At 34.2% G+C, this 25228-nt stretch carries 12 protein-coding genes and 2 pseudogenes; 3 read left to right on the plus strand and 11 right to left on the minus strand.

Annotated elements, in window-relative coordinates; translation table 11 throughout:
- Nucleotides 1–68: 68 nt before the first annotated feature.
- The 11 genes and pseudogenes from ACXQH5_RS07890 to ACXQH5_RS07940 form a co-directional block, all read right to left on the minus strand.
- The gene (locus ACXQH5_RS07890) at nucleotides 69–629 is read right to left on the minus strand and encodes a cysteine hydrolase family protein (protein ID WP_000088195.1); all 561 of its coding nucleotides are present in this window, start codon (nucleotides 627–629) and stop codon (nucleotides 69–71) included.
- 168 nt (nucleotides 630–797) lie between these two features.
- A complete protein-coding gene (sasF, locus tag ACXQH5_RS07895; protein WP_001151903.1) occupies nucleotides 798–2693 on the minus strand; it encodes a cell-wall-anchored protein SasF in 1896 nt (631 codons plus the stop codon).
- A gap of 241 nt (nucleotides 2694–2934) precedes the next feature.
- On the minus strand, nucleotides 2935–4293 hold the full coding sequence (gene gtfB / locus ACXQH5_RS07900; protein WP_000593160.1) for an accessory Sec system glycosylation chaperone GtfB: 1359 nt from the start codon (nucleotides 4291–4293) through the stop codon (nucleotides 2935–2937).
- Nucleotides 4286–5794 (minus strand): accessory Sec system glycosyltransferase GtfA, encoded by a 1509-nt coding sequence (gtfA, locus tag ACXQH5_RS07905; protein WP_000158407.1) that lies wholly within the window; start codon nucleotides 5792–5794, stop codon nucleotides 4286–4288. Before gtfA ends, gtfB begins: the two co-directional genes overlap by 8 nt.
- A 17-nt stretch (nucleotides 5795–5811) precedes the next feature.
- Nucleotides 5812–8202 (minus strand): annotated as a pseudogene (gene secA2 / locus ACXQH5_RS07910) (accessory Sec system translocase SecA2).
- Nucleotides 8192–9151 carry an accessory Sec system protein Asp3 gene (asp3, locus tag ACXQH5_RS07915; protein WP_000916734.1) on the minus strand — a complete coding sequence of 320 codons (960 nt, stop codon included), beginning with the start codon at nucleotides 9149–9151 and terminating at the stop codon, nucleotides 8192–8194. Before asp3 ends, secA2 begins: the two are co-directional and overlap by 11 nt.
- A complete protein-coding gene (gene asp2, locus ACXQH5_RS07920; RefSeq protein WP_001137486.1) occupies nucleotides 9129–10697 on the minus strand; it encodes an accessory Sec system protein Asp2 in 1569 nt (522 codons plus the stop codon). Before asp2 ends, asp3 begins: the two co-directional genes overlap by 23 nt.
- Nucleotides 10687–12240 carry an accessory Sec system protein Asp1 gene (asp1, locus tag ACXQH5_RS07925; RefSeq protein ID WP_000873217.1) on the minus strand — a complete coding sequence of 518 codons (1554 nt, stop codon included), beginning with the start codon at nucleotides 12238–12240 and terminating at the stop codon, nucleotides 10687–10689. Before asp1 ends, asp2 begins: the two co-directional genes overlap by 11 nt.
- Nucleotides 12241–12250: 10 nt before the next feature.
- Nucleotides 12251–13462 carry an accessory Sec system protein translocase subunit SecY2 gene (gene secY2 / locus ACXQH5_RS07930; RefSeq protein WP_000916113.1) on the minus strand — a complete coding sequence of 404 codons (1212 nt, stop codon included), beginning with the start codon at nucleotides 13460–13462 and terminating at the stop codon, nucleotides 12251–12253.
- Between the two features lie 128 nt (nucleotides 13463–13590).
- Nucleotides 13591–20391 carry a serine-rich repeat glycoprotein adhesin SasA gene (sasA, locus tag ACXQH5_RS07935; protein WP_057504553.1) on the minus strand — a complete coding sequence of 2267 codons (6801 nt, stop codon included), beginning with the start codon at nucleotides 20389–20391 and terminating at the stop codon, nucleotides 13591–13593.
- A gap of 547 nt (nucleotides 20392–20938) precedes the next feature.
- Nucleotides 20939–21631 carry a flavin reductase family protein gene (locus ACXQH5_RS07940; RefSeq protein WP_001109870.1) on the minus strand — a complete coding sequence of 231 codons (693 nt, stop codon included), beginning with the start codon at nucleotides 21629–21631 and terminating at the stop codon, nucleotides 20939–20941.
- A 313-nt stretch (nucleotides 21632–21944) separates the two neighbouring features.
- Here ACXQH5_RS07940 and ACXQH5_RS07945 point away from each other — a divergent pair, with 313 nt between their 5' ends.
- From ACXQH5_RS07945 to ACXQH5_RS07955, 3 genes and pseudogenes are all read left to right on the plus strand, one after another.
- Entirely contained in the window at nucleotides 21945–22898 is a 954-nt protein-coding gene (locus tag ACXQH5_RS07945) for a hypothetical protein (protein ID WP_458067111.1), read from the plus strand.
- Nucleotides 22899–22969: 71 nt separating this feature from the next.
- Entirely contained in the window at nucleotides 22970–23914 is a 945-nt protein-coding gene (locus ACXQH5_RS07950; RefSeq protein ID WP_078156769.1) for a hypothetical protein, read from the plus strand.
- Nucleotides 23901–23975, plus strand: a pseudogene (locus ACXQH5_RS07955) (hypothetical protein); the annotation flags it as partial. The gene ACXQH5_RS07950 and the pseudogene ACXQH5_RS07955, both read left to right, overlap by 14 nt.
- Nucleotides 23976–25228: the final 1253 nt, after the last annotated feature.

Below are 25228 nucleotides of genomic sequence, written 5' to 3' on the forward strand. Positions count from 1 at the left end.
TTTATAAATATGAGCAAATGTACTTATTCTCAAACATTACTGCCGAGCTTTAATTGACGTTATATTAACTATAAACTACTTTTCCATGACTCTACGGATTCAATGTCACATGAGCGTGATAAAATTTGTTCAATAATAAAGTCATGTTTATCATCTGATCTATCACCAACAGCATCTTCTAAAACAGTAATATAATAGTCTTTATCTACACTTTCTAATGCCGTGCTCAATACAGCTCCACTTGTAGAGACACCCGTTAATACTAAATGATTAATATCATTTGCACGTAAATAAACTTCCAAGTAACTACCTGTAAATGCGCTAAAGCGTCGCTTAGAAATAATCGGCTCATCTTCTAGTGGTGCTAAGTCTTCAAGTATTCGTGTAGATGCATCTGCTTCAGTAATCGCATATCCTTGAGCTTTAATTGTTGAAAACACTTTATTACTCGAGGAGACATCATTAAAATGCTTATCTAACACTAAACGTATGAAAATGACTGGTATTCGATGTTGTCTTGCTGCTTCAATTGCTCTCTGATTCGCTTTAATAATATTTTTTATTCTAGGTACACTACTCGCTATACCTTCTTGCATATCCAAAACTAATAGCGCCGTTTTTCGAGACATCTTCATTCTCCTTTACTTGTGTAGTTCTAAGTCGTTAAATTCATTATAACGTTAAAATGATGGACAATCTATTCATTGCATTTTGCATATACTTCACAATAATTTAAGGGGGAAATAAGACGTCTTATATACTTAAAAAAATATATAGATGCTCTTCCCCCAATATAATTATGCTTTATTTTTCAACTTATTGCGTCGTGATAACCAAATCATTAGTACACCCATTGCACCAACAATTACAGATATCGGCAACCAATGTTCTTTTATCGTTTCCCCCGCTTTAGGCAAAGATACATTACCATCAGCATTTAATAATCCACTTAACAATCCATTACCTTTACCAAGTGTTAACGTCTTTTCTGGCTTTGGTGTGGGTATATCTGGAATACTGTCTAATAAATTTGATCCTTGATTCATTAAACTTGCTAACTTATTTAAATCTGTTGTTTTCCCATTTTTATTCAATCTATCTAGTAAACTTGGACGATTTACTATTGGTGATAAAACATAGTCTATATCTTTTTTTGTTTGATTGAGTCTCTTTTGTAAATTCAATAAATCATCCGCTTTACCATTCAATGCCGATTTAACTAAATTAAAAATTTTATTTTGATCTGTTTCTATTTTAGTAATTAAATCTGCCAGTAATTTTGCCTTTTGTCTTTCTATACGTGTTGCTAAAATCGTTTCAATTGCTTGTTTTTTATCTTTGGCATTATTCAAAATTGCTTTTAATATATCATCTGAAGACGTGTCGCCAGTTGATGCAAAATGTTTCTTCAATTGGTCAACGATTTGGCGATTTGATAATCCTTTATTCGTCCAATCTTTAGCCAATTTATCTGCTTCAGATTTTCCTAATTTCGTTTGTAAAATTTGAGAAATCAATAGCGACTTATCTTGTGATTGATCAATCAATGACGTTAATAAATCATCACTCGTTGTCAGAGATAGTTGATCAATATGACGAGTAATTTGATCTGCAATTTGTTGATCTGTTTTACCATCAACACGTATATCTTTTAGAATTTTATCTGCCTCGTCTTTATTAAATATACTTTCTAAAATGTTTTGTGTAGCATGCTTTTTATCATCAGTACGTGCAAGTTCTTCCAAAATAATATTTCGTTGACTTTTTATACGCTCTTTCGTCTTATTTACTTCGCTCATTAAGTCTGATTTTTGATTTTTAGGAAGTTGCGTATTTGCAATACGTTGATCTAAAGATTGTAATGTATTCAGTTTATGATATGTGTAATGATGCGTTGAGGCATTACTTTTAGCCAATTTTTCAATCATAGCATGATTAATTTTATCGCTTCCTTGTAATTTATCAGTGAGTCGATTACTATGGCTTTGATTCTCTTCATTTGAAAGAAATTTATTTAACACAACATGTCCAGAACCATCATTATTTGGCGTTTTAGCTACTTCATTTTTATTATCTGTTGTAGACACTGCTGTATCTTTCGATGCATCTTTCGATTTGTGTATTTGCTGATTCAATTGGTCTAAGTCTTCTAACGCCTTATTTACCATTGCTTCATCATTTTTATCATCTTTTTCTCCATGTTTTGTTGTAGCCGTTTGTGACATATCATTTTTCATTGCATTAAGATCATCCTCGCCACTTTGTTGACCCCTATCAACCTTTGAAGAAACCTCATTTAAATCTTTAAGCAATTGATCTAATTTACTGTCTATATCACTTTGACCGTTCATCTCAATGTGAGAACCTTTATTGTCTTTGCTATCCAACTCATTAGCTCGTTTTATGATTTCATCTATTTGCGATGCTGTTTTCGCTTCATTTAGTTGTGCTTTATAATGTGCTTTAGATGAAGCCGATAACTGTTTTAATTGCTCAATTTGACGATTTGCTTTGTCAACTTTGTCTAATAAATCTTGCTTAGATAATATCTCTTTTGAAATTTCAGTATCATTTTCAGATGCAGCTTGGGCATCGTACGGCAAGATATTCGTTAAAATGATACTAGTCGCCATCATTGTCGAACACGATAACTTTACATATAATTGAAACGGTTTCCCTCGATATTTAGCCATCAACATACTCCTTTCTCACTTACTTCCTTAAAAGAATTACATACTATTATATACCTGTTTACAAGAAATTTACACTTATCTATCTAGTTATTGTTGTTAGTAATTATCCACTTATTACTTAGCTTATATTTAAGTAAACCAAAAAAGCATGACGTAATATCATATTGTCCATGTCGCTAACATCATATTACGTCAAATCTTTTATATTAAATGATGCTTTATTTTAGACTGCTTTTTCTTTTTAGCTTTCGAGCGCCTGTTTAAAAACTTGCTCGAATTGTTCACGCGAGATTTCGTGTGCATGTGCTTTTTGTGCTAATAAAGCATCTCGAAACTGTTGTTGATCTTTCAAACTTTCTAACATTTGTATTAATTGGTCTTTACTTTCCATTGTTATCTCATCATTATGCTCAAATAAGTGCTCTGATAGTGTTACTTTAGCATGGTGTGCTGTTTGACGATAACCTAAAATCAACAACTCATAGTCAAACGCTTGTTCCACCGCATTTAAAATTTCATTACCCTCATTGATATCAAGATAAATATCACATAACTGGTATAGTTCATTTACCCTGTCTATATTAATAGATGGGTATAAGTGCACATTAGCATATTGATCAAGTTGCATTAGCTTATCAGACATCTCTGTAATAGCAGCGATGTGAAACTTAAAATCTGGTAAAGTTTCAACCAATACCTTGATGTTACGAAGTTGATCCGAGTTAGTTAATATTACAATTTCTTTAGTATATCTATTACGACTACGATAATTATATAGATATCCGCCTTGTAAAATACGAGATTGAACCTTTGCGTCTGCTATATTGAGCATCGTTTCATATTCGTTTTTATCTGGAATAATAATATTACAATGTCGTTTCATATCACCTTTACACATCAATTGCATATTTCCTGGGACATTACCATCGCACTGTTCTTGCCATACCAAAACATCACTACCATTTGATGGCAAATTATATAACACTGAAAATGGTAGGGCTAGTGAGTTAATAACGAAATGATGTTCCGTAATTTCAAGTTGCTTGATAAAAAATAATACGAATGCGAGCTTTGAAGGGAAAAAGTAAGACTTCCCTTGCCAATCTAATATGACATCAGATGTTACAAAATTTTCATAAATCACTTCTTTACCCTCTGCTGTCATATATTTCTTCAAGATCGCTTTACGATTTAAATCGTAAACAGTTTGTGCAAATTTAATACCATTCTTAGAATAATAATCGACAAATCGGACACGTTGTTGGTCATCAAACCATTCGACACGACTAACAATTCTAGGGCGCTCTCCACTTTGATAAAATATTTTGCCTCGTAGACGTCCCATATCATTAATTGTAGCCGAATTGTTGTTACCTTTAATTTCCCAAAAAGCTGGTACAGTAACCTGATTAAAAAATCGTGGTTTCATATTTTCTGTATTATGATTATCTGCAAAAAATTGATACGGTGATATAACATCGTCCGGTAAAAAGCCATTGTCATTGAGTACAATTGTTAAATCTTCTTCCAACTTACTGGCTTTAAAAGACTCATATAACTTTCGTGAATGATCGTTAAAGTAATCAAATAATTTAATCATACAGCACCTCTTGAACTAATGTTTCCCATTTTAAAATAATATCTTGAGTCATAAATTGCTGTGCCACTTCATAAGAGATGTCATGTGGTGTCTGAGGACCATCGTTAAAATACATTACAATGGCATGAGCTAGTTTTGCGACAACATCATCCACACTATCTTCATCGGTATCAAAAGGTACCAAGTAGCCATTTTCCCCATCTCGAATAAAGGTTGGGTTACCATAATTCACATTTAATCCAATCATACCTAGTCCTGAGCCTACCGCTTCCATTAGTGTTAATCCAAAACCTTCGCTAGTTGATGCAGAAAGAAATAACTCATAATCAGTATAAATTTCATCAAGTTTAACATGCCCTAGTAAACGAATATAATCTTGCGCGCGGTGTGTATCAATAATTTTACGCAGTCGCGTCTTCTCGCTACCTTCTCCATAAATATCAAATGTTAATTTTGGCACTTGTCGTTTAGCCACGATAACTGCTTTGACAAGCCAATCAATATGTTTCTCATTTGCTAAACGAGATGCACTAATCATCGCATATGGCTTTCTTGATAATGTTGGATATGATAATGCATCAATGCTTCCCACAGGAATAGTATAAACACGTGGGCGATAACCTTGATATTGCTCAAATTGTCGACAAACCATATGATTTTGAATATCTGTTGCTGTAATAAAGAAATCAATGTATTTAGCTTTTGAAAATTGATATTCATAATAATTGTTCCATAGTATATGCTGCTCACTCATCATATTATTACTATAATGATCAGCATGAATCACAACACCAACTTTACTATCACCTTTATGCTGCAAAACAGCCTGACCAATATCAGAAGCGCGGTCTAATATGACAATATCGTCTCGGGTTAAATTCAATCGTTGTAAAAAGTATGCAATAAATTCCGTTTTGTTATACAACACCGCATCTTCAAACACATATATAGAGCTGTCTCCATCAATATATTCGTTATAAGCGATGGAACCATCTTCATTATAGAATTGTCGCATATATAATTTCGCTTTATTATCAGCTGGTGCATAATACTCAGAAAATATGCGTGTATAACTATAAAAATCTTTACGTACTAACATACTATTAATTACAAATTCTGCACGATCCACAATGTCTTTTTGCTCATTTTGCAGATAACATGTTACAAATGATGATTTCCCATTAAAATATAGGCGGACTATCTTACCATTTCTTTCTCTAAAACTAATATCATGACCAAGCTCACGTTCAATGTCATCTAACGTGTACGTTGTTGGTGCTATAGAAATATCACTAAAATACTGATACAACCAAATAACTTCTTGATCTTCAAACCCAATGTTTTGCGTTAATGTCTGTATGTTCTCTGACTGTATAAAATCTAAAAACACAAATTTAGTGTCTTGATTTGTACGTCTCAATAATTTAGCACGGTAAGCTTGTGCATATTCAACACCGCTACTCGCCCAGCCTATACCAAAGTTTATATTATATATTGTCATGCGCTACCCCTTTTCATTTATGGAAAATGTATAACTGGCATACCCTCTTTATCAAATGTAATCATGCTTTGACAAATATTTTTCACCATTCTTTTTTTGATATTTCGTGTCATAACTTCAAATGAATCTAATGCAACTCTATGGTATTCAAAAATAGCGTTACGTTGCCCATTTTGTCGTTGATTAACGCTTGCTTTTAATTGTTGTAAATAGTCGACTTGTTCTAACCAACATGAATCAATTGCTTTCAAAAAGACTTTTTGAACGAAAATATTATAATAATATGCACTTTGCATGTTTTTACGATTCAAAGCTACTTGCTTTTCAAATTGCTCTAATAAAAATGTCACTACTGCTTGCTTATCTTTAAAATTAACACAAGCCACATCTTTATTAAATTGGAAACTTAAATTTCGATAAATATACTCGACAACACGCGATTTTGTTAGCACCTTTTCCTCATTTACAAACATTTCAAATACATCTTTAGCTAACGCTTTAAAATCTCGATTCTCAGCATCATCTATTTCTAAAACTCGATTGCGTTCCTCGTATACAAGATCTCGCTGTATACTAATGCTTTTTTCAAATTCATTAGCCATTTCACGAGCTTTAACCCCTTGTTCTTCCGAGATACGCTGCGCTTTAACTACAATTTGCTTAACTTTGCGATTAAACAAACTACTTTGCGATAATCGTTGTGCATCTAATGAATATAATTGATTATTTTCCGCTAAATTACTATCGCTCCATCGCTTAACTAAATAATCATCTAGTGAAATATATATACAAGATGATCCTGGATCCCCTTGTCTACCAGAACGGCCACGTAATTGCCTGTCTACACGGCTATTTTCCATATGTTCATGAATAATAACAGCTAATCCACCTAATGCTTCGACACCTTCACCAAGTTTAATATCTGTGCCTCGACCTGCCATACTAGTCGCAACAGTCATGGAACCAATTTGCCCTGCTTCAGCTATCATCTGCGCTTCTTTTGCAACATTTTGCGCAATGAGTAAATTATTAGGAATATCCATTTGGAATAATACTTTCGAAAAGTATTCAGCCGCTTCAGCAGTTCTCGTTATGAGTAAAACCGGTCGCCCCGTTTCATGAAGTTCAACTATATCATGAATCATCGCGATGTTTTTCTCATCAACTGAACGAAACACTTTATCTGGTTCATCGATACGTTGAATCGCTTTATCAGTTGGTACTTGTACGACTATTTTTGAATACAAATCAAAGAACTCTGATTCGCCTAATTTTCCTGTAGCTGTCATACCTGAAAATGATCCAAAAAGTTTAAATAAATTCTGGAAGGTAATTGTTGCCATAACACTTTTATCTGTTGAAACCTCCATACCTTCTTTCGCTTCAATAGCTTGGTGAAGTCCAGCTTGCAACTTAGTTCCCGGTAACATACGACCTGTAATACGGTCAATTAAAACAATATCACCATTATATACGAAATAATCGACATTAGATTCAAACAAATATTGCGCGCGCAGTGCTAGATTAATATTACGCACTAAGACCATCGCTTGTTCGCTATATAAATCTTCAACATTAAAGTATGATTGTGCCGCTTCAATACCTTGATTTAACAGCCATATTTCTTTTTTGGTCTTCTTCATTTTAAAATGCACGTCTTCAATCAATGTATCTACAAACTCTTTCACAATATGAAATAGATTTGATTGTAATCTTGGTGCACCCGAAATAACTAATGGTGTTTGAGCAGCATCTAAAATGATTGAGTCCACTTCATCAATAATACCGTAATTTAATTGTGGTAAAAATTTTCCTTCCGCACTATCTGCCAAATTATCAATTAAATAATCAAAACCGAGACGTCCATTAGTTGTATATATAATATCATGTTCATATATATTACGTTTTTCCCCTTTTTAATACTCATAATCCACAATATCAACAAAACCTAATGAAGAAGTTAAACCTAACCATTCATATAATGGTTGCATCTCTTCAAAATCACGCTTCGCTAAATAATCATTCGTTGTAATTAAATATGTTCCTTTTCCCGAAAGTGCATTTAAATATAAAGGCATCGTTGCTGTTAATGTTTTACCTTCGCCTGTTTGCATCTCCGCAATGTTACCTTCATGCAATACAATCGCTCCGATTAACTGAACTTCTTTAGGATACATACCTAATACTCTCCAGCTCGCTTCACGTGCCACTGCATAAGCTTCAGGTAACAATGTGTCTAGTGTATCAACTCCTAATGCTAAACGTTCTTTAAATTCTATTGTCTTTTGTTTTAACGCATCATCAGAATATGATTTAACTTCATCGCTCCATGTATTGATGCGTTTCACTATTTTTCTAATCGACTTTAGTCTTAATTCGTTTATCGTAACATCTAGTTTATGTTTCATTTACTTCCCCACCATTCAGTTTCGATACATCTAAGTAATCTAAAAATCGTACTGGATTCATTAAACGTGACATATAATTTAGATGGTTGTCTTGCTCTTCTTTAAAATAAACCTCGACATTTGTATCTTTTAGTTCATGATTTCCTGGGACATGTTCTTTAAACCAATCTTTTAAATCATCATCTTCATGGCTTGTACGATACACTTTGCAATCTAAATGCTGAGCGACATAAGTTGCAAAAACATTTGACTTTGACCCATAACTAATCAAGTTAATAGCCTTTATGGTATCTTGACTTTGCAAATCATTCTTTAGTTGCTTAATATTTCCCTCGATATTGTCGTCCATCCAACGTTCAACGAGCCAAACATGACCAAACGGTTTCAAAAAATCATTCGAAATAGTTGGATAGGCGTCAGATGGTTCTGCAATAATGACATTGATCCTATCATTTCCATATTGGTCATCGCCTATCTTCGTCACCCGCATGCTTTTATACTCTAAATCATCTTGATGCGTCATCTCTGTAATTGTTAAACATCTAAATATAAGACTCGTCGATGCTGCATTCATCATTTTTATTTTATAAGCATAGGCTTCATCAGGATATTGAATCGTAATACTATTTGACTTTACAATCTCAGTACTTAGTTTTGTGCCATTTTTATTATAAAAAATGATGATAAAATACACTGAACCAGCAGGCGTTGCATCAAAATCAAAATGCAATTTATAATGCTGTCCTCTACGCAAAATTGGTAAACTTGGCGCACTTTTATATTTTGAAAATTGTTTTAACATCAACCACTCATGAATCGGTAATCCAGAGGGCATCAAAGGATTTATAAAAGTCACTTCACCATTTGAAAATGATACTTTTGAGCCATACATAAATGTAGTTTGTGAAATATAATTCCAAGTAACTTTAAATGTTTTGTTTTTCAGCATGTTGAACTCTCCCAAACTTGTCTTCCAAAATAATGTTGTAAAAATTAACAAACCAACTTGCAATGGTAGGTGAATCATCATTATGTCGCCCAGGAATACTGCGATTCATCACTCTTGCTTGGTGTGCTGTCAATACAGGTAGTAGCTCTTGAAATGCATGTGGATCATAATCATCATGTTGCATATATGCTATGGCAAAAACAGTTTGTGACAATGATTTCTTTTGGAATGTTTGCCAAAATTTTTGATTTAATGCCTGTATCGACGCTTGAGATGTATCACCTTCATTAGACACCAGGACGTCTAATGCTGTACCGAACTCTTCTGGTCTAAGTAATCGCATATGTTCAGCAATCGTTCCAATATTAACAAGTGGTTTACCAACAATAATTGCCTGAGGATTTAACTGAGCACCATAATACAAGGCACCAAATGAACCCATAGATAAACCAGATAATATTAATTCATGTGATTTAAAATTCAGCTTTTCTAATGTCTCGTCAATAACATTGATAATACCTTGTTCATATTCAGATGAACCGATATAAAAGCTACCACCTTCAACACGAGGATCGCCGATAAGTAAAAACGGTGCATTCATACGTTTCATCATATAATATCCTTCGAAACCTTCCGCTGTTCGATAACCACTAAAATATACGTTTAGTGGTGGTTTCATATCACCAGGGTGGAAATAATAAATAAATTCCTGTCGTTGACTATCTACGAAACGACTACCACCGAGTAAAAATTGACCCATGTCTAATCTAGACCATCGTTTGTGTATAGGTCCTAAATGTACCGTCCCGTTCCCACGCGCCTTAACAGTTACACTTATATAAGCATCAAATGGTTTCGTAGGTATCTCTAAAGGACTGTCTAACATATCATCAGTCAATACGATTTGTTCAATTAATGCACCATCAGCGCCAGTCTGAATCAATCTAAATGTATATTGCAACTCGACCGCACCATCAATATCAAATTCTGGCCATATTTGAATAACTTTATCTTTATCGTAAACGAGATTATTTTGCCAAGATGCGATAGGTTTAAATTCTTTTCCAAATTCTCCACTCAACGTGAGCTCTGAATTACCTTGGTAAACGACATCTCCTTTAAAATTCGGATGAACAAGTGCTAACTTAGGAGAAACCTTATCTCCATACTGTCCTGAGAAGCTAACTGCCTCTAATTTATTATTACGTTCTTCAATGTTCCGGTAATGTAATGGTTGAACAACGTATTTTTGGACATTTTCGTCTTGTTCATATTCAACTGACCAAAATGATTCATCAACATACGTATTGTATGGTTCGCTTATCATTCGTAATAAATTCGTTAATGTCTCCGAGTATGGTGCTTGAATATAGATAAAATCAAAGCGCCCTTCTGCTTCAACAATCGCTTCAATAGCCTCTACATAACCACTATCAAATTCAAACAATCCAATATCGAAGTAATCCCAACTCACACCTTTTTTGTGTTGGAAAATAGGTTCTAAATCGTCTCCTCCAATTTGCAAAACTCTAAATTTACGTGGCATCATTTTCACCTTCTATTAACTCATCGAGCTGATTAATAATATTCTTAGAAGCATATGCATCTATTAATTTTAAAGAATAGGCGTACGCATAATTCCAATTTTTCAAATAAAACAAATAATAATTTAACGCATCATCTAATTCATCAACTGTATTTATAATACGGCCATTGTCATAATCAGAGACGTAATCTGTTTGTTGACCATTAATTTGTGGAATCCCAGCGCTAATTGCACTAATTTGTAAATACAAATCAGGTTCTTTTGACATATCTATCACAAGTCGCAACGTCCGCAATGCTTCTACAACATCATGTTCAGCATGTATCGTCTTAACAGCAATGATGTCATCTTGATCTTCAGGTGTCATTAATGCTGAAACATTAACATCCGCATTCTGTTTAGCTTGGTATTCCTCATTTACCGACGCAATACATTCACGAAGCCACATCGGTATGTCATTTTGATGGCGCGTTAATAAAATTAAACGGTAATTATCTTCTTGTGCGATATAATCCACAAGTCGTTGCATCATTTGTTGCAAATCAGCGTCACTCATACCATCTATCCATACACCTATAAATGTTTCCATCAATTGACTACTTATATTAGGTGATTGTCTCGTTTCAAATGGCGTGATTCGAATCATTGTATTCTCTCGCTGATACTTCTCTTGATGACTAATTAAATCACGTTCTAGTTGCACACTATCAACAATTAAATGGGCATTCTTTACGATAGATTGATATTCCTCATCTGACACAGTTTCATTTCTATTTTTAAAAAATGAATAACTTAATAATTTCGCCGGAATATGATTGGCTATTTGTCGATTGTGCCTAGCATCTGAAGCCACAATCACATGATCATCTTCATGTATTTGTTGTGCAATCATTGCTTGAAATTTTTCTTCAATTAGTTGAGCCATATTGTTATATTCTGTTTGTTGATAGTGATGTTGATATCTTTTTGAAACAGTGACTCGTCCATTTTTTAAGTTTTCATAAAGCACACAATCTCCATTAATCGTTAAATATTCTTGGTAAGAAGCCTCTCCCTGATTATCAAAATAACGTATAGCTGATAAATAACCTCTGTCATCAAAAATATAACGCCGTTGTAACTGATCTCTTTCAAATTCTTCAAACCAAATTGAATATCCTTCTTGACTAAAATAAATATTTGTATAGGTCTGTTCACTCGTCACACATTTTAATAAATACGGCGTGTACACAAACTCAACATCATCCGGCCATTTTAAGTGATGATAATTAATCGCTTGTGGCGCATGGTGACTGAATCCTTGAATTTCATCAAACACAGACCAATACTTTGTTTCATACAAATCATATCGATGTAAAAATGTTCTTATATTCGGCGCATGATTGAGAACAATCAGTTGATAATCTAAATTATTTTCAAGGTGCATCCCCATTAAACTAATCATATCGTCAAATTCCGTCTTATTTTGCATCTGATAATACGGCACAGTCGTGTCTTGCCACCATCGTTGGTCATCGTACCAAGCTGGAATAAAGTATTTCATAATTACCTCCTTACCAATACTGGTTTAAAAATGGCTTATATTTATCAAAATATAAATATGTACGAATTGTTTCTGCAATATTAATACTGATGTAAACTAATACAATCAGTTGTACTGAGAAATAAATTTCAGTAGATAAATGCGGTACAAACAATGTGAAATAAAGCGGTATACCAATAATGACTGTAACTAATGCCGATCCAAACCAACATACGCGTCTTGCTTGATAATTTAAATAACGTTCTGTATCCTTACCAGGTTTAACTCCTGAAAAATAATTGCCACTTTTCAAGAAGTCTTTTGATTTTTGTTTTGTATTTATTAAAAATCTCGATAAAAAATAACCCAATAACATTTGAATCACTAAATATACTGAAATACCTACTGGACTATCAAACGTCAGCATTGGCATGTCATCTGATATGCTTTTATTAAAAATTGATAAAATAAAATGAATGCCACTTTTTAAGAAAACAAAAGCTGAAATGCTCATCATTAATGTAATACTGCCTGCAGGATTAACCTTCCAAGACAAATAAGATTTCATATTTGTAGCCGAGACATTCATCAAATCAATATACGGAATTCTAACTTCTACTAATTCAATGAATAATAGGATAAACAATGTGATTATCACAAGGATGATTAACAACGCAATCACAATATGACTTGCATCTATATATTCCATTTTTTGATGCATCATTGATTTAATAATGCTAACCATTACAATCGGCATTGGTCCTGCGATGCCGTAACGACTATTTTTGTCAGCTAACCAAACTAATAACATCGTTCCAGTAACCAAAATCAATATTGTTAAGTAAATATTGTCTTGATGAACACGTTGTTTCGAAACATATTCATGAATCACAAAATAACTTTGAATAACACTTAAAATCAATGTTAAGATGCGCTCTTTATAATGCTTCTCAAGACTTGTTTGTTTCATGTATTTATCCATATTCCGATAAGAAATCAGCATCAAGATAATCATTGATGTTAGCCACGGACCTAATCCCAAAGTAAAAATGTTTAAAGTATTAACGTCTCCACCCATATTAGAAATAGCTATTTTAAAAAACGACTCATGTTTTACTTGCATATCGTTATACGAAACGATAGAAATATTTGTACCTAATATATAAATAAACAAGATAAAACATGTGTAAAGTATACGTTTATATATAATTTTATATTCGTATTGTTGTAAAAGTTTTAACATGTTACACCTCTTTTATATCAAAAACATTAAAAAGACTAAGGATATTTCACTAATTATTAAAATCTGATATAGATTTTTTAGTGAACAACGCCCCAGTCTTTTTAATTTTAGCCAGCTATAAATTCAATTTATGCTTGAGAATCATCTTGATCATTTTCATCTTTCTTTTTCTTTCTCTTCATTAAACCTAAACCAACTAATAATGTCATAACGCCACCTAGTAATCCATTTTGTTTTATTGAGTCACCTGTATCTGGCAATCTTTCTTCACGTTGCGCAGGTTCAGCATCATGTTTTGATGATACAGATGTCGCACTTAATGTTGACTGAGATTCATTTGTATTTGGTGCTATGGACTCACTTGTTGAAATAGATGTGCTCGTGAAATGAGTCTGACTCGTACTCATCGAATTTGACGGATGTATTGAGTTAGATTCTGATGTACTCATTGACATTGAGTTAGACATACTTGATGATGTTGAGTCGCTTATTGAAACTGACGCACTTTCCGAATTAGACGTACTTAATGACGTTGATGCGCTTGTTGACACTGATTCTGAGTCACTCATTGATGTTGAGTCAGATACACTCGTTGAACCAGATGTACTTAAGGAACTAGACGTACTCGATGAGTCAGATACGCTCGTTGAACCTGAACCTGACGTACTTAATGATTCGGATACGCTCGTTGAACCTGAACCTGACGTACTTAATGATTCTGATGTGCTTGTTGAAGTTGAACCACTTGTTGAGCCAGATGTACTCAATGATTCTGAGTCACTGATAGAAGTTGAATCACTTGTAGATTCTGATTCTACAGCACTTTGTGAACCACTGATACTTATTGAAGTCGAATCACTTATACTGTCTGATGTTGATAATGACGTCGACACCGACGTGCTTTGTGATTTCGATGTACTTGCACTTGCTGACATTGATGATGATATCGATGTGCTTAACGAACCTGATGCGCTTGTGCTTGTTGACTGGCTTTGTGCCATAGAATCACTTAGCGACTCTGATGTACTCGTTGAGCTCGAGTCACTTACACTTATTGAACCTGATATTGAGTCACTTAAACTTGTCGATGTTGAAACTGATACGCTTCCGCTCATTGAATCAGATGTTGAAAGTGATGTACTCGTTGAATTTGATCCACTGATGCTAGACGAATCGCTTGTAGACATTGAGTCACTTTCTGATGCACTGATGCTCATAGAGTCAAATTGACTATTACTTGTTGAGCTTGACTGCGAATCGCTCACACTTGTTGACGTTGATTCTGATCCACTCATACTTTGCGAGCTACTCAATGATTTTGAATCACTTAATGAATCAGAAGTGCTAAGACTTGTGGAACCACTTAAAGATATTGATCCACTTAATGAGTCGGAGTCACTTGTACTAGTAGAATCACTCATTGACATTGAATCACTTAGCGAGCTAGACTCGCTTACACTTTCTGAACCACTTAATGATGTCGAAGTGCTCAATGAACCTGATGTACTTGTTGAAGTCGAACCACTTGTTGATTTTGAATCACTTAATGAATCAGATTCACTCACGCTTTCTGAACTTCTTAGTGACGTCGATACACTTAATGATGACGAATCGCTTGTGCTTACTGAATCACTCATCGATTGTGAGCCACTCAATGAACTAGACTCGCTTACACTTTCTGATTTTCTTAATGACGTTGAGACGCTCAATGAGCCAGAATCACTTACGCTTGTTGAACCACTCATCGATTTTGAGTCACTTTCAGAATTAGATTCACTTACACTTTCTGAATCATTTACAGATTCTGACATACTTTGTGAATCAGATATGCTTGCGCTCATTACTTCACTAGCCGATGTTGATGTGCTTGTCGAATCACTTAACGATATAGACGCACTCATCGAACCAGATGTACTCGTACTTGTTGAGTCTGATGTTGAATCACTCACACTATCAGATAATGACGTTGAATCACTCACACTTGTTGATGTACTTGTTGAAAGCGACATACTTTGTGAATCAAGCGTACTTGTACGCATCGAAGTACTAGTTGAAGCTGATGTACTACGAGAGTCACTTGTTGATGTTGATGTACTTGCCGATCCAGATGCACTTGTACTTCTTGATGTGCTTTGTGAATTGCTTAATGATGTTGATGTTGAATCGGATTCACTTGTACTTTCTGATGTTGAGCCAGATTCTGATGTACTTTCCGATACTGACTCACTTGCAATAGTAGACATTCGGTTTGATGTTGATGTGCTTTGTGAATTACTTAATGATGTTGATGTGCTTTGTGAATCGGATTCACTGCTTTGCATTGACGCTGACTTTGAATCACTTAATGATGTTGACGACGAATCGGATTCACTAATGCTCGCTGAGTTACTGAGCGATGTTGACGTACTTGCTGATCCTGAGTTGCTTGTACTTGTTGAGTCACTGAGCGATGTTGATGTACTTTCTGATTTTGACTCACTTGTGCTTGTTGATATACTCTGTGAATCGGATTCGCTTTCTGAACCACTTAATGATGCAGATGTGCTTGTTGAACCTGATTGGCTTGTACTTTTAGATATACTTGTTGAATCGCTTAGTGACGTTGATGTCGATGTGGATTCACTTGTGCTGCCAGACTGACTTGTATATGATGATGTGCTTTGTGAATCGGATTCGCTCGTGCTTGTACTTGTTGAGGTTGAGGCACTTTGGCTTGCTGAGTTTGAGTCTACACCACTTTGATTCATTGAGGCACTCAGTGACAATGATGTACTCGTTGAGTCAGACAAACTTTCTGATGTTGACAAACTTGTACTTCCTGATGTTGATTGGGACACGCTCAGGCTCATTGATGTTGATTCGGATGTACTTTCACTTGATGATGTTGAGCCGGATTCACTCTCACTCGTTGAACCGCTTAATGATGTCGATGCACTTAATGACTCTGATTTTCTTGTACTGATTGAATCACTTGTCGACATTGATGTACTTAATGAATCAGACTTACTATCACTTGTGGAATCACTTAATGATGTTGACAAACTTGTAGAGTCAGACAAACTTGTACTCGTTGACGTACTCAGTGATGTTGAAACACTCTCGCTCTTAAACGTTGACGTTGATTCACTGTTACTTGTCGATGTTGAAATGGACGCACTACCACTTGTTGAATTACTTAATGATGTTGAAGTGCTACCAGATTCTGATGTACTGTCTGATAATGACGTACTCGCACTTGTCGAACTACTCACTGACTCTGATGTTGATTCAGACGTACTTACACTTAATGATTCACTTAAAAAAGCAGATGCACTTTTCGACTCTGAATCACTTGTACTATTTGATTCACTTAATGATATAGACGTACTCTCTGAACCAGATATCGCTTCACTGATAGAATCGCTCGTCGACGTTGAGTCGCTCGTTGAATCAGACTCTGATGTACTTAAGCTTGTGGAATCACTCATAGATGTTGATGTGCGTTCTGAATTACTTGTACTTAACGATGTCGAAGTACTTACCGAACCAGATGTACTTGTTGATACACTTTGTGATATTGATTCACTTGATGCAGTTGAAGCTGATTTGCTATCACTCGTTGAATCACTAAACGACGTTGATATGCTTGTTGAATCGGATTGACTTGTGCTCATTGAACCAGATGTACTTTGTGATTCCGACATACGTACTGAACTACTTGTTGATGTTGATGTGCTTGTTGAGCCAGACTGACTTGTACTCAATGATAATGACTTACTGTCAGAATCCGATGTACTTATCGAATCACTTAATGATTCTGATGTACTACCTGACTGAGACGTGCTCATTGAACTACTTACAGACATTGATTTACTGTCTGATGCAGCTAATGATCCACTTGTACTCATAGAATCGCTTATCATTTCAGACGTGCTCATTGAGTCTGATGTGCTTGTTGAGACACTTTGTGACCCCGCTACACTTAATGATCCAGATACTGAATCACTTGTGCTCGTTGAATCGCTTAATGACTCTGATGTACTCATCGATTTAGAATCGCTTGTACTTAATGATATTGATGTACTTTGTGAATCTGATTTGCTTGTTGATGCACTCACTGAATTCGAAATGCTATTAGAAATACTTATAGATTCTGATGTACTACCTGACTCACTTAATGATTCTGATGTACTAATTGAATTTGATGTACTATCACTTACCGATTGTGATGTACTAGCCGAATCTGATGTGCTTGTTGATAAGCTTTGTGACTTAGACAAGCTTCCTGATGTACTCATGCTTACTGAATCACTTAACGATGTTGATGTACGCAATGAATCAGATGTACTTGTTGATAGACTTTCGGATTTTTCAGTACTGCTAGAGTTCGAAATAGAATCGCTTAATGATGTTGATTTACTAACTGAACCTGACATGCTTGATGATACACTTTGTGAATTTACTAAACTTGTGCTTGTTGAGCTTGATTCACTATTACTTTCAGATGTACTTAATGACTTAGATGCACTCACTGAATCAGATAAACTTGTACTTGTTGATTTCGAAGTACTAACTGATGTTGAAGTCATTATTGAACCAGATGTGCTCGTAGAAGCACTTTGTGAGTCAGCTTTACTTGTTGACACACTTTGTGATTGTTGGGTACTTCCCGATGTTGATACGGAATCACTCATACTATTTCTTGTTACTTCATATTTAAAAGTGGTTGTCGTTTTGTTACCACTCGCATCTGTGGAAACGATTGTAATAGTACTTGTACCAATGTTTGTTGGTGTACCACTAATAGTATTATTTGTGCTGTCGAATGTTAATCCAGACGGCAATCCTGTGACTGTATTTGTTACTGCATTACCACTATTGTCCTGCGTAGCAATTTTAATCGGTGATATTGGAGAAAAAACTTCTGATGATTTATCTCCTATTGGCGTCACTGCTGGTGCTGTCGTATCCACAACATTTATTGTAAAAGTTGTCGTCGATTTGTTATTTGCTTGGTCAGTAGATACTACTGTCACTGTTGATTGACCAATTTTTGTTGGTGTCCCAATGATTGAATTCGTTGCACTATCATAACTTAATCCGCTTGGTAATCCTGTAACTGTATTTGTCACAGTCCCTGTACCATTATCCGTTGTAGTCAACACAATAGGATTCATTGTTTTACCCACTTCAATGGTTTGATTGCCTACAGTTACAGTTGGTGCTTTTACATCAGTAAAATAATATGTCACTGATTGTCCAGCATTCGTCATTTTTACAGTTTTATTTGTATCATTATAAGTTGATGCATATGAACTATCGACAGATGTGTAGTTATATCCTTTAGCAGTCAATGCAGATTGTTGATTATCGATTGTCACGACTTGATCAACATTTCCTGAATATGTTTTTGGGGGAATAATATCTTTACCTGTTGTTACATCAACGTATCTCACTTGTGTAACAGCAGATTCTGTATATTCGAATGTTCCAAATTGTACTTGTTGTAAATTTGTCGCACCACCTGTTGAGGCTGTCATTGATAATGAAAAGTTGGTCGTACCACTTTTCGCAATCCAATCTGAAATATTACGTGTCCATGTTTGACCTGCATATTTAACGGTCATAACTTTTGTATCACCATTATAATTAATATCAAAATCTTGGAACGTGTTGTTTGTAGGTTGAACATTTAACTTCGCAGCATTATCAGCTGTTGAACTTGATGTATACGTTGTCGCAACACCATAACTATCTGTTGTTACAAAGGCACCAAACGCACCTCCACCAGCTACATTAGATGGGTCAGCTTTCGCCTTTGCAGCTGAATTTGGCGTAGATGTATTGTGATACGTATCCAATTTGAAACCAAATGCGTTACTTAAGCCACCAATACCTACTGCGGCACCGTTTAACCCTGTTTCACCTAATACACCTGGTGGAAAGGCAAAACCGATACCATCTCCACCATTTCCATGCCCTTCATATTTGTTACCTAAATTTACTTTTCCAGAAAAATGAAAACTCTTATTAGAGTCAATACGTGTTCCTAATGTAATGGCACCTTTTTGACTGTAAGTATCTTGCGTTAACGTCACAATACCGGTACTTTGGTCATAAGTGGCATTACCTGAAGTTGTCATATATTGTTTTAAGTTATCTTTATTAACTGTAATTGTATTAGCAGTTAATGCGGTTGTCGTCGCTGCTGACGCAAATGTTGACATAGCTAAGCGACTGAAAGTTCGAAGTTTTACTGGTGCGGTGCTAGTTGACGTTGTGCTAGTTTTGTTTAAGTTGGCTGAAGATGGCGTTGTGCTTTGTGAAGTGTTATTTGATGCAGTACTTTGATTTGTTGATGTATTAATTGGTTGTTCTGTACTTGAAGTTGAAGCTACAGATTTAGTATCAGAACTTGATGTAGTATTCTTTGAGGATGTTGATTCTGATGTAGATGTCAATTTTTCTTGTTGATTGCTTGTACTATTAGTTGTCGAAGTGACATTCTCAGACTTTTCACTTGAGACTGTGTCACTATTTGATGTTTGTACCGAACTACTATTTTTCGTTACGCTTGTGGAATCGGCTGTTGATGTTGATGCATCGATTGTCGTTGAGTTTTGATTACCTACTGTTTCACTTTGTGTATTTAATTCAGATGTTAATGGTGCATCAGAAGCCGCAAAAGCTTGCTGGTCATGCAACATGTTTACCGTGAATGCACCACCAATAACCGCTGTAGTTTTCAGTCCGTATCCCGTCATTTTTTTACTAATGCTTTGATTATCTTGACTCACTATACTATGACTAATAAATGGTAGTCCCATTATTTTGAACATTTCTATTTCTTTAATTCCGGATTTCACCCAATTTTTTCCAGATTTATAAAGTCTTACTCTTGTTTTTTCGTTTGCTAAGCTGTCATGAAATTCTTTCTGTCTTTTACTCATGTAATAACTCCTTGTATTATCTTTACATTCATTAGATTATAATATATGCCACTATTCAATTTAATACAACTCTTTTTTCAAATAAAAAATACTTAATTTGTCAAAATCCAATTTTTCTCAAAAGTATATTCTTTGATGAAATCGCTTTCTTTATTGTGTGGGATTTAGTATAATTTTTTAACTATATTCTGAATAACATGCCTTATTATGTTTATATAATTTTGAAAATCAGTGCTTATCGTCTTGGACATCTTTTATTTATTTGGTAAAAACTTCTTTTTATTAAAATGTATTTATCATCCACCTTTTATTCATTAACAGTCAATTTACAACTAAAAGATAAATATTATATTTATAATACATCTTTAATATTAAAGTAATATCAATATATTTTCAATAAACCTAGTGTTATATATCTGAATTTCTAAAAAATTCTTCTTTAAAATTATAAATATAGCGACATATCGCTTCCCGGTTTTGAAATATAAAAATACATCGAAACTAATTTCAACGTGTAGTTTCGATGTATTGAAAATGATTGAATTCATTATTTTTTGTTATCTGATTGATTATCAAAATTCCTTCCTTCTAAACCTGCAAGCTCTTCTTTAGAAGCTGATGGTGCTTTCATTTCAAATATTTCATTCACAACCGTGTAATCATAATATCCTAACCTAGCAATAGGTTTAATCGACTTAATGTCTAATTTACCGTTATCAAGAATGACCTTATCGTCAATATGAACCTGAGCAACTCTTCCTATAACAATATCAACTGTTGATACAGGGTCTCCTGTCGGAATACAAATAGTTTGAACGTACTCACATTCAAAATGTACTGGCGATTCTTTGACTCGATAACCTGGTGCTTCTATACATGCTTCTTTCGTCACACCTGCATATTCAAATTCATCCTCTTCAGGTGGTAGTGCCTTCGACGATAAATTAACAGCTTCTCTTAAATCATACGTGGCCATGTTCCATACAAACCATCCTGTCTCTTCTGCATTTTTTACTGTATCTTTACGCTCATGATCACCAAGAACAGATTGATTTGCTGCGAACATAACCATAGGTGGATCCCAAGTTAAGTTTTGATACTGACTATAAGGTGCTAAATTATCTTTCCCATCTTTCGATACAGTAGAGATCCACCCTATTGGACGTGGTACTGTACTACTTTTAAATGGATCGTGTGGTAAGCCATGACTCCTTACACCTTGCTTCGGCGAATAATTCATTCTATCCTCACCCCTTATTAGTAATTACATTTAAGGTTACGCTCTCATGACATAAGCGTCTAATATAAATAATCAATTTATTTATAAGTAGAAACTATATATGACGTGGTTGCTTATAATTTGCGTTCTTGATTCGAAAATTTCAGATAAGGATTTATGCAATTAATAATTAATGATGTTTTTTGTTAATTTAATTAATATTAGTTAATATAATCAATATTAGCTTATAATAATATTGAATAACATTATTTTAGTTTTTGTATAATTTGCCTATCAACTGAAAAACAGCTAATACAAAGGAGCTAATGAAGATATGAGAAAAATTATGCGAATCTTATTATGCACATCAATCATAGTAAGCGGTTGCTCTTTCATACCAAAGAACCAAACAAAAGATATCCCAAAGACGGTTAGCGTCAAAGATTATGATGGTCAATATATTGGTGAGCATAAAAAAAGAAATGAAGTATTTCCGAAAAAACATAAAGATGAAGCGATCAAAAAATACAAAGACTACGTGAAAGACACCTTTGGTTATGATTGTAAAATTAATTTAGTTGAGGCCTATACTAATAAATCTGGATTTAGCGAGAAAAGTAAGGTAGATGGTATCTCAGTGGTTGGTACTATCAATTATGACGTTCCTTTTCAACTCCAATTGCTTTTTGTTGAATCTGGAAATAGCATAACTATTTCAACATTTACACCTGGTCATATAAATGAAACATCAGCGGCCGTTGCAGCCATGATGTACAAACGTTATGAACATGAAATTGAACAAGCTCGATTAAAATTTAAATCAGAAGTTGAGAAAAATGGTTATTATGCCATGAATGAAAAACTTCAAAAGAAACAAGAATTTAACGGCGTTACAAGGCAATACTTGAATTTCAGAACAGATAGTATCGATGATCTGGATAAGTTCAAAAAAGAATTCAAACCTGTTATGCACTTAAAAGGTGATGCATTCGATCAACAGTTACAAAATTTAATTAATAAATATCCTGAAATTAAGAAAAGCATGAAATCTGACTTTATTGCCTATTATGATAAGAAAAGCACAAAAAATGTTAATAAATATTCATGGGATTTACAAATACCAACCAATGACACAATGAAAAAAATACCTGGATCGAAAATGATGTATTTTTATAAAGACAGTGTTTCTCCATCTGAAATTGGAGAAGATGGTAAGTTAGAAAATAAAACTAATAAAATAACTATGTCTGGTGGAAATTGGGAAGAGATTCAAAAAGAAATAAAGTAGCGCAATGTCAAAAAACAAATATTTTATATTTATATCCCCAAAGCACTAATTATCATGAGGAGTCATTAAAAATGAGAAAACTGATAGGCTTCATATTATGCACATCAATCATAGTAAGCGGTTGCTCTTTCATACCAAAGAACCAAACAAAAGATATCCCAAAGACGGTTAGCGTCAAAGATTATGATGGTCAATATATTGGTGAGCATAAAAAAAGAAATGAAGTATTTCCGAAAAAACATAAAGATGAAGCGATCAAAAAATACAAAGACTACGTGAAAGACACCTTTGGTTATGATTGTAAAATTAATTTAGTTGAGGCCTATACTAATAAATCTGGATTTAGCGAGAAAAGCAAAACAGATGGTTTAGTAGTCGTCGGTACTGTTAATTATGATGTTCCTTTTCAGTTTAGACTGATATTTGTTGAATCTAGAAATGGCGTAACTATCACAACATTTACACCTGGTCATATAAATGAAACATCAGCGGCCGTTTCAGCCATGATGTACAAACGTTATGAACACGATATAGAAAAAGCTCGGTTAAAATTTAAATCAGAAGTTGAGAGAAACGGTTATTATGCCATGAATGAAAAACTTCAAAAGAAACAAGAATTCAACGGTGTTACTAAACAATATTTAAATTTTAATACCGTTAGTATAGATGACCTAGATAAGTTTAAAAAGGAATTCAAGCCTGTCATGCACTTAAAAGGTGATGCATTCAATCAACAGTTACAATCTTTGATTAACAAATATCCACAAATACAAAAAAATATGAAGTCCGAGTTTATTGGCTATTACGATAAAGATGCAAATAAAGAAACTGTAGCTGATTATGCTTGGAGTCTAAAAAAACCCACTAACGAAATAATGAAAACATACCCAGGTGAAAAACGCATGAGATTTTACAAAGATAAAGTATCACCTTATGAACTTGATCAATATGGGCGCTTAAATCCTGATGCAGATGAAATATATGTTATCGGGGGCAATTATAATGAGAAAAAATGATCATATAACCGATTTAGATGCTATTGAATTAAGTAGTGGGTGGAATTACAATGACAAAATAACCTTGTCAGACGAGATTCATGTTAATGGAAATAAATATAAAGTTATTAAAGATCAAAAACCGACTAATACAGGTCTCGGTTACAAGTTATATGAACGTTATGATAATGATAGAAGTACAGGAAAGTTAATCATATCATTTGATGGTACTGACTTTAGTGACCCGAACGATGTAGGTACAGATTTAAGACTCGCTGGAGACTCCATTCCAAATCAATTGGAAGAAGCACACAAAGTGTATTCTGATTTAAAACAAAAATACAGTGATGCAAGTTCTTTAAGTGATATTGAATTTTATAATAAATATAAAGAAGCGTCTATTGATTACAAAGGAAAATCAATCACAAATGCAGGGGGTAATTCACTCTCTGGAGCCATAGCCCAGTATTTAGGTGTATTAGATCCAGGTCTTAACGTAACTACTACAAATTCTGCACCTATACCGAAATCTCTTACCCGTATGTCTCGTCGAGATGCAAATAATATACATAATTACCACAGTAGAAGTGATACCTTAACTAGAATTAACATAGGTGGACTTATGTATCATTCCATGGTCGGAAAGCACATTTTCCTAGAAAATGGTGTGTCTACGTTTGGAGCATTGGTACCTGCTCATACTGGATACAACTTTGAAGAAAAAGAGAAGTTAGACCATTTTGATCAAAACAATATTATTAACAAGGAAGTCTACACGAGTCGCAATGGATTGAAAATTTATGCTGACATGGATGAACACACTCCAATATTTGTATGGAGTGGTGATGCTATTGGTGCTGGTACATCAAAAATAAAATTAGACAAAGGACATCTGGCGGATCTGAATGACTATGTGCATGGTAGATTAACCGAATATGTAAATAATATTGATATTAAAATGAAAGACATTCGAACATCCGTTGAACGTGAAAATAATAATTTTAGTCAACATGTAAATGAAACGAAAGATCATTTTAAAAAAGTAATAAAACTTAACGAATTAGAAGGTTGGATTCACAACATATCCAATCTGATTAGGACTAAAATTGAAAGTAAAGCGGATGAATTAAAAGGTAACCTCAGAACACTTAGAGACCAAGATAATATTTTAGATTTAGTAGGTGCCGATCATATTATTAATTCAATTATTGATTTTATTGATAAAATTACCGATAAAATTTCAAAATTCATTAAATATGGTGATGATTTCATGGAAGCTGCTTTTGATATAGTTAGCAACACTATTGTCAAAATGTTTGTCAACTTATCAGAAGG

Source organism: Staphylococcus sp. SA22 (genome assembly GCF_054165785.1).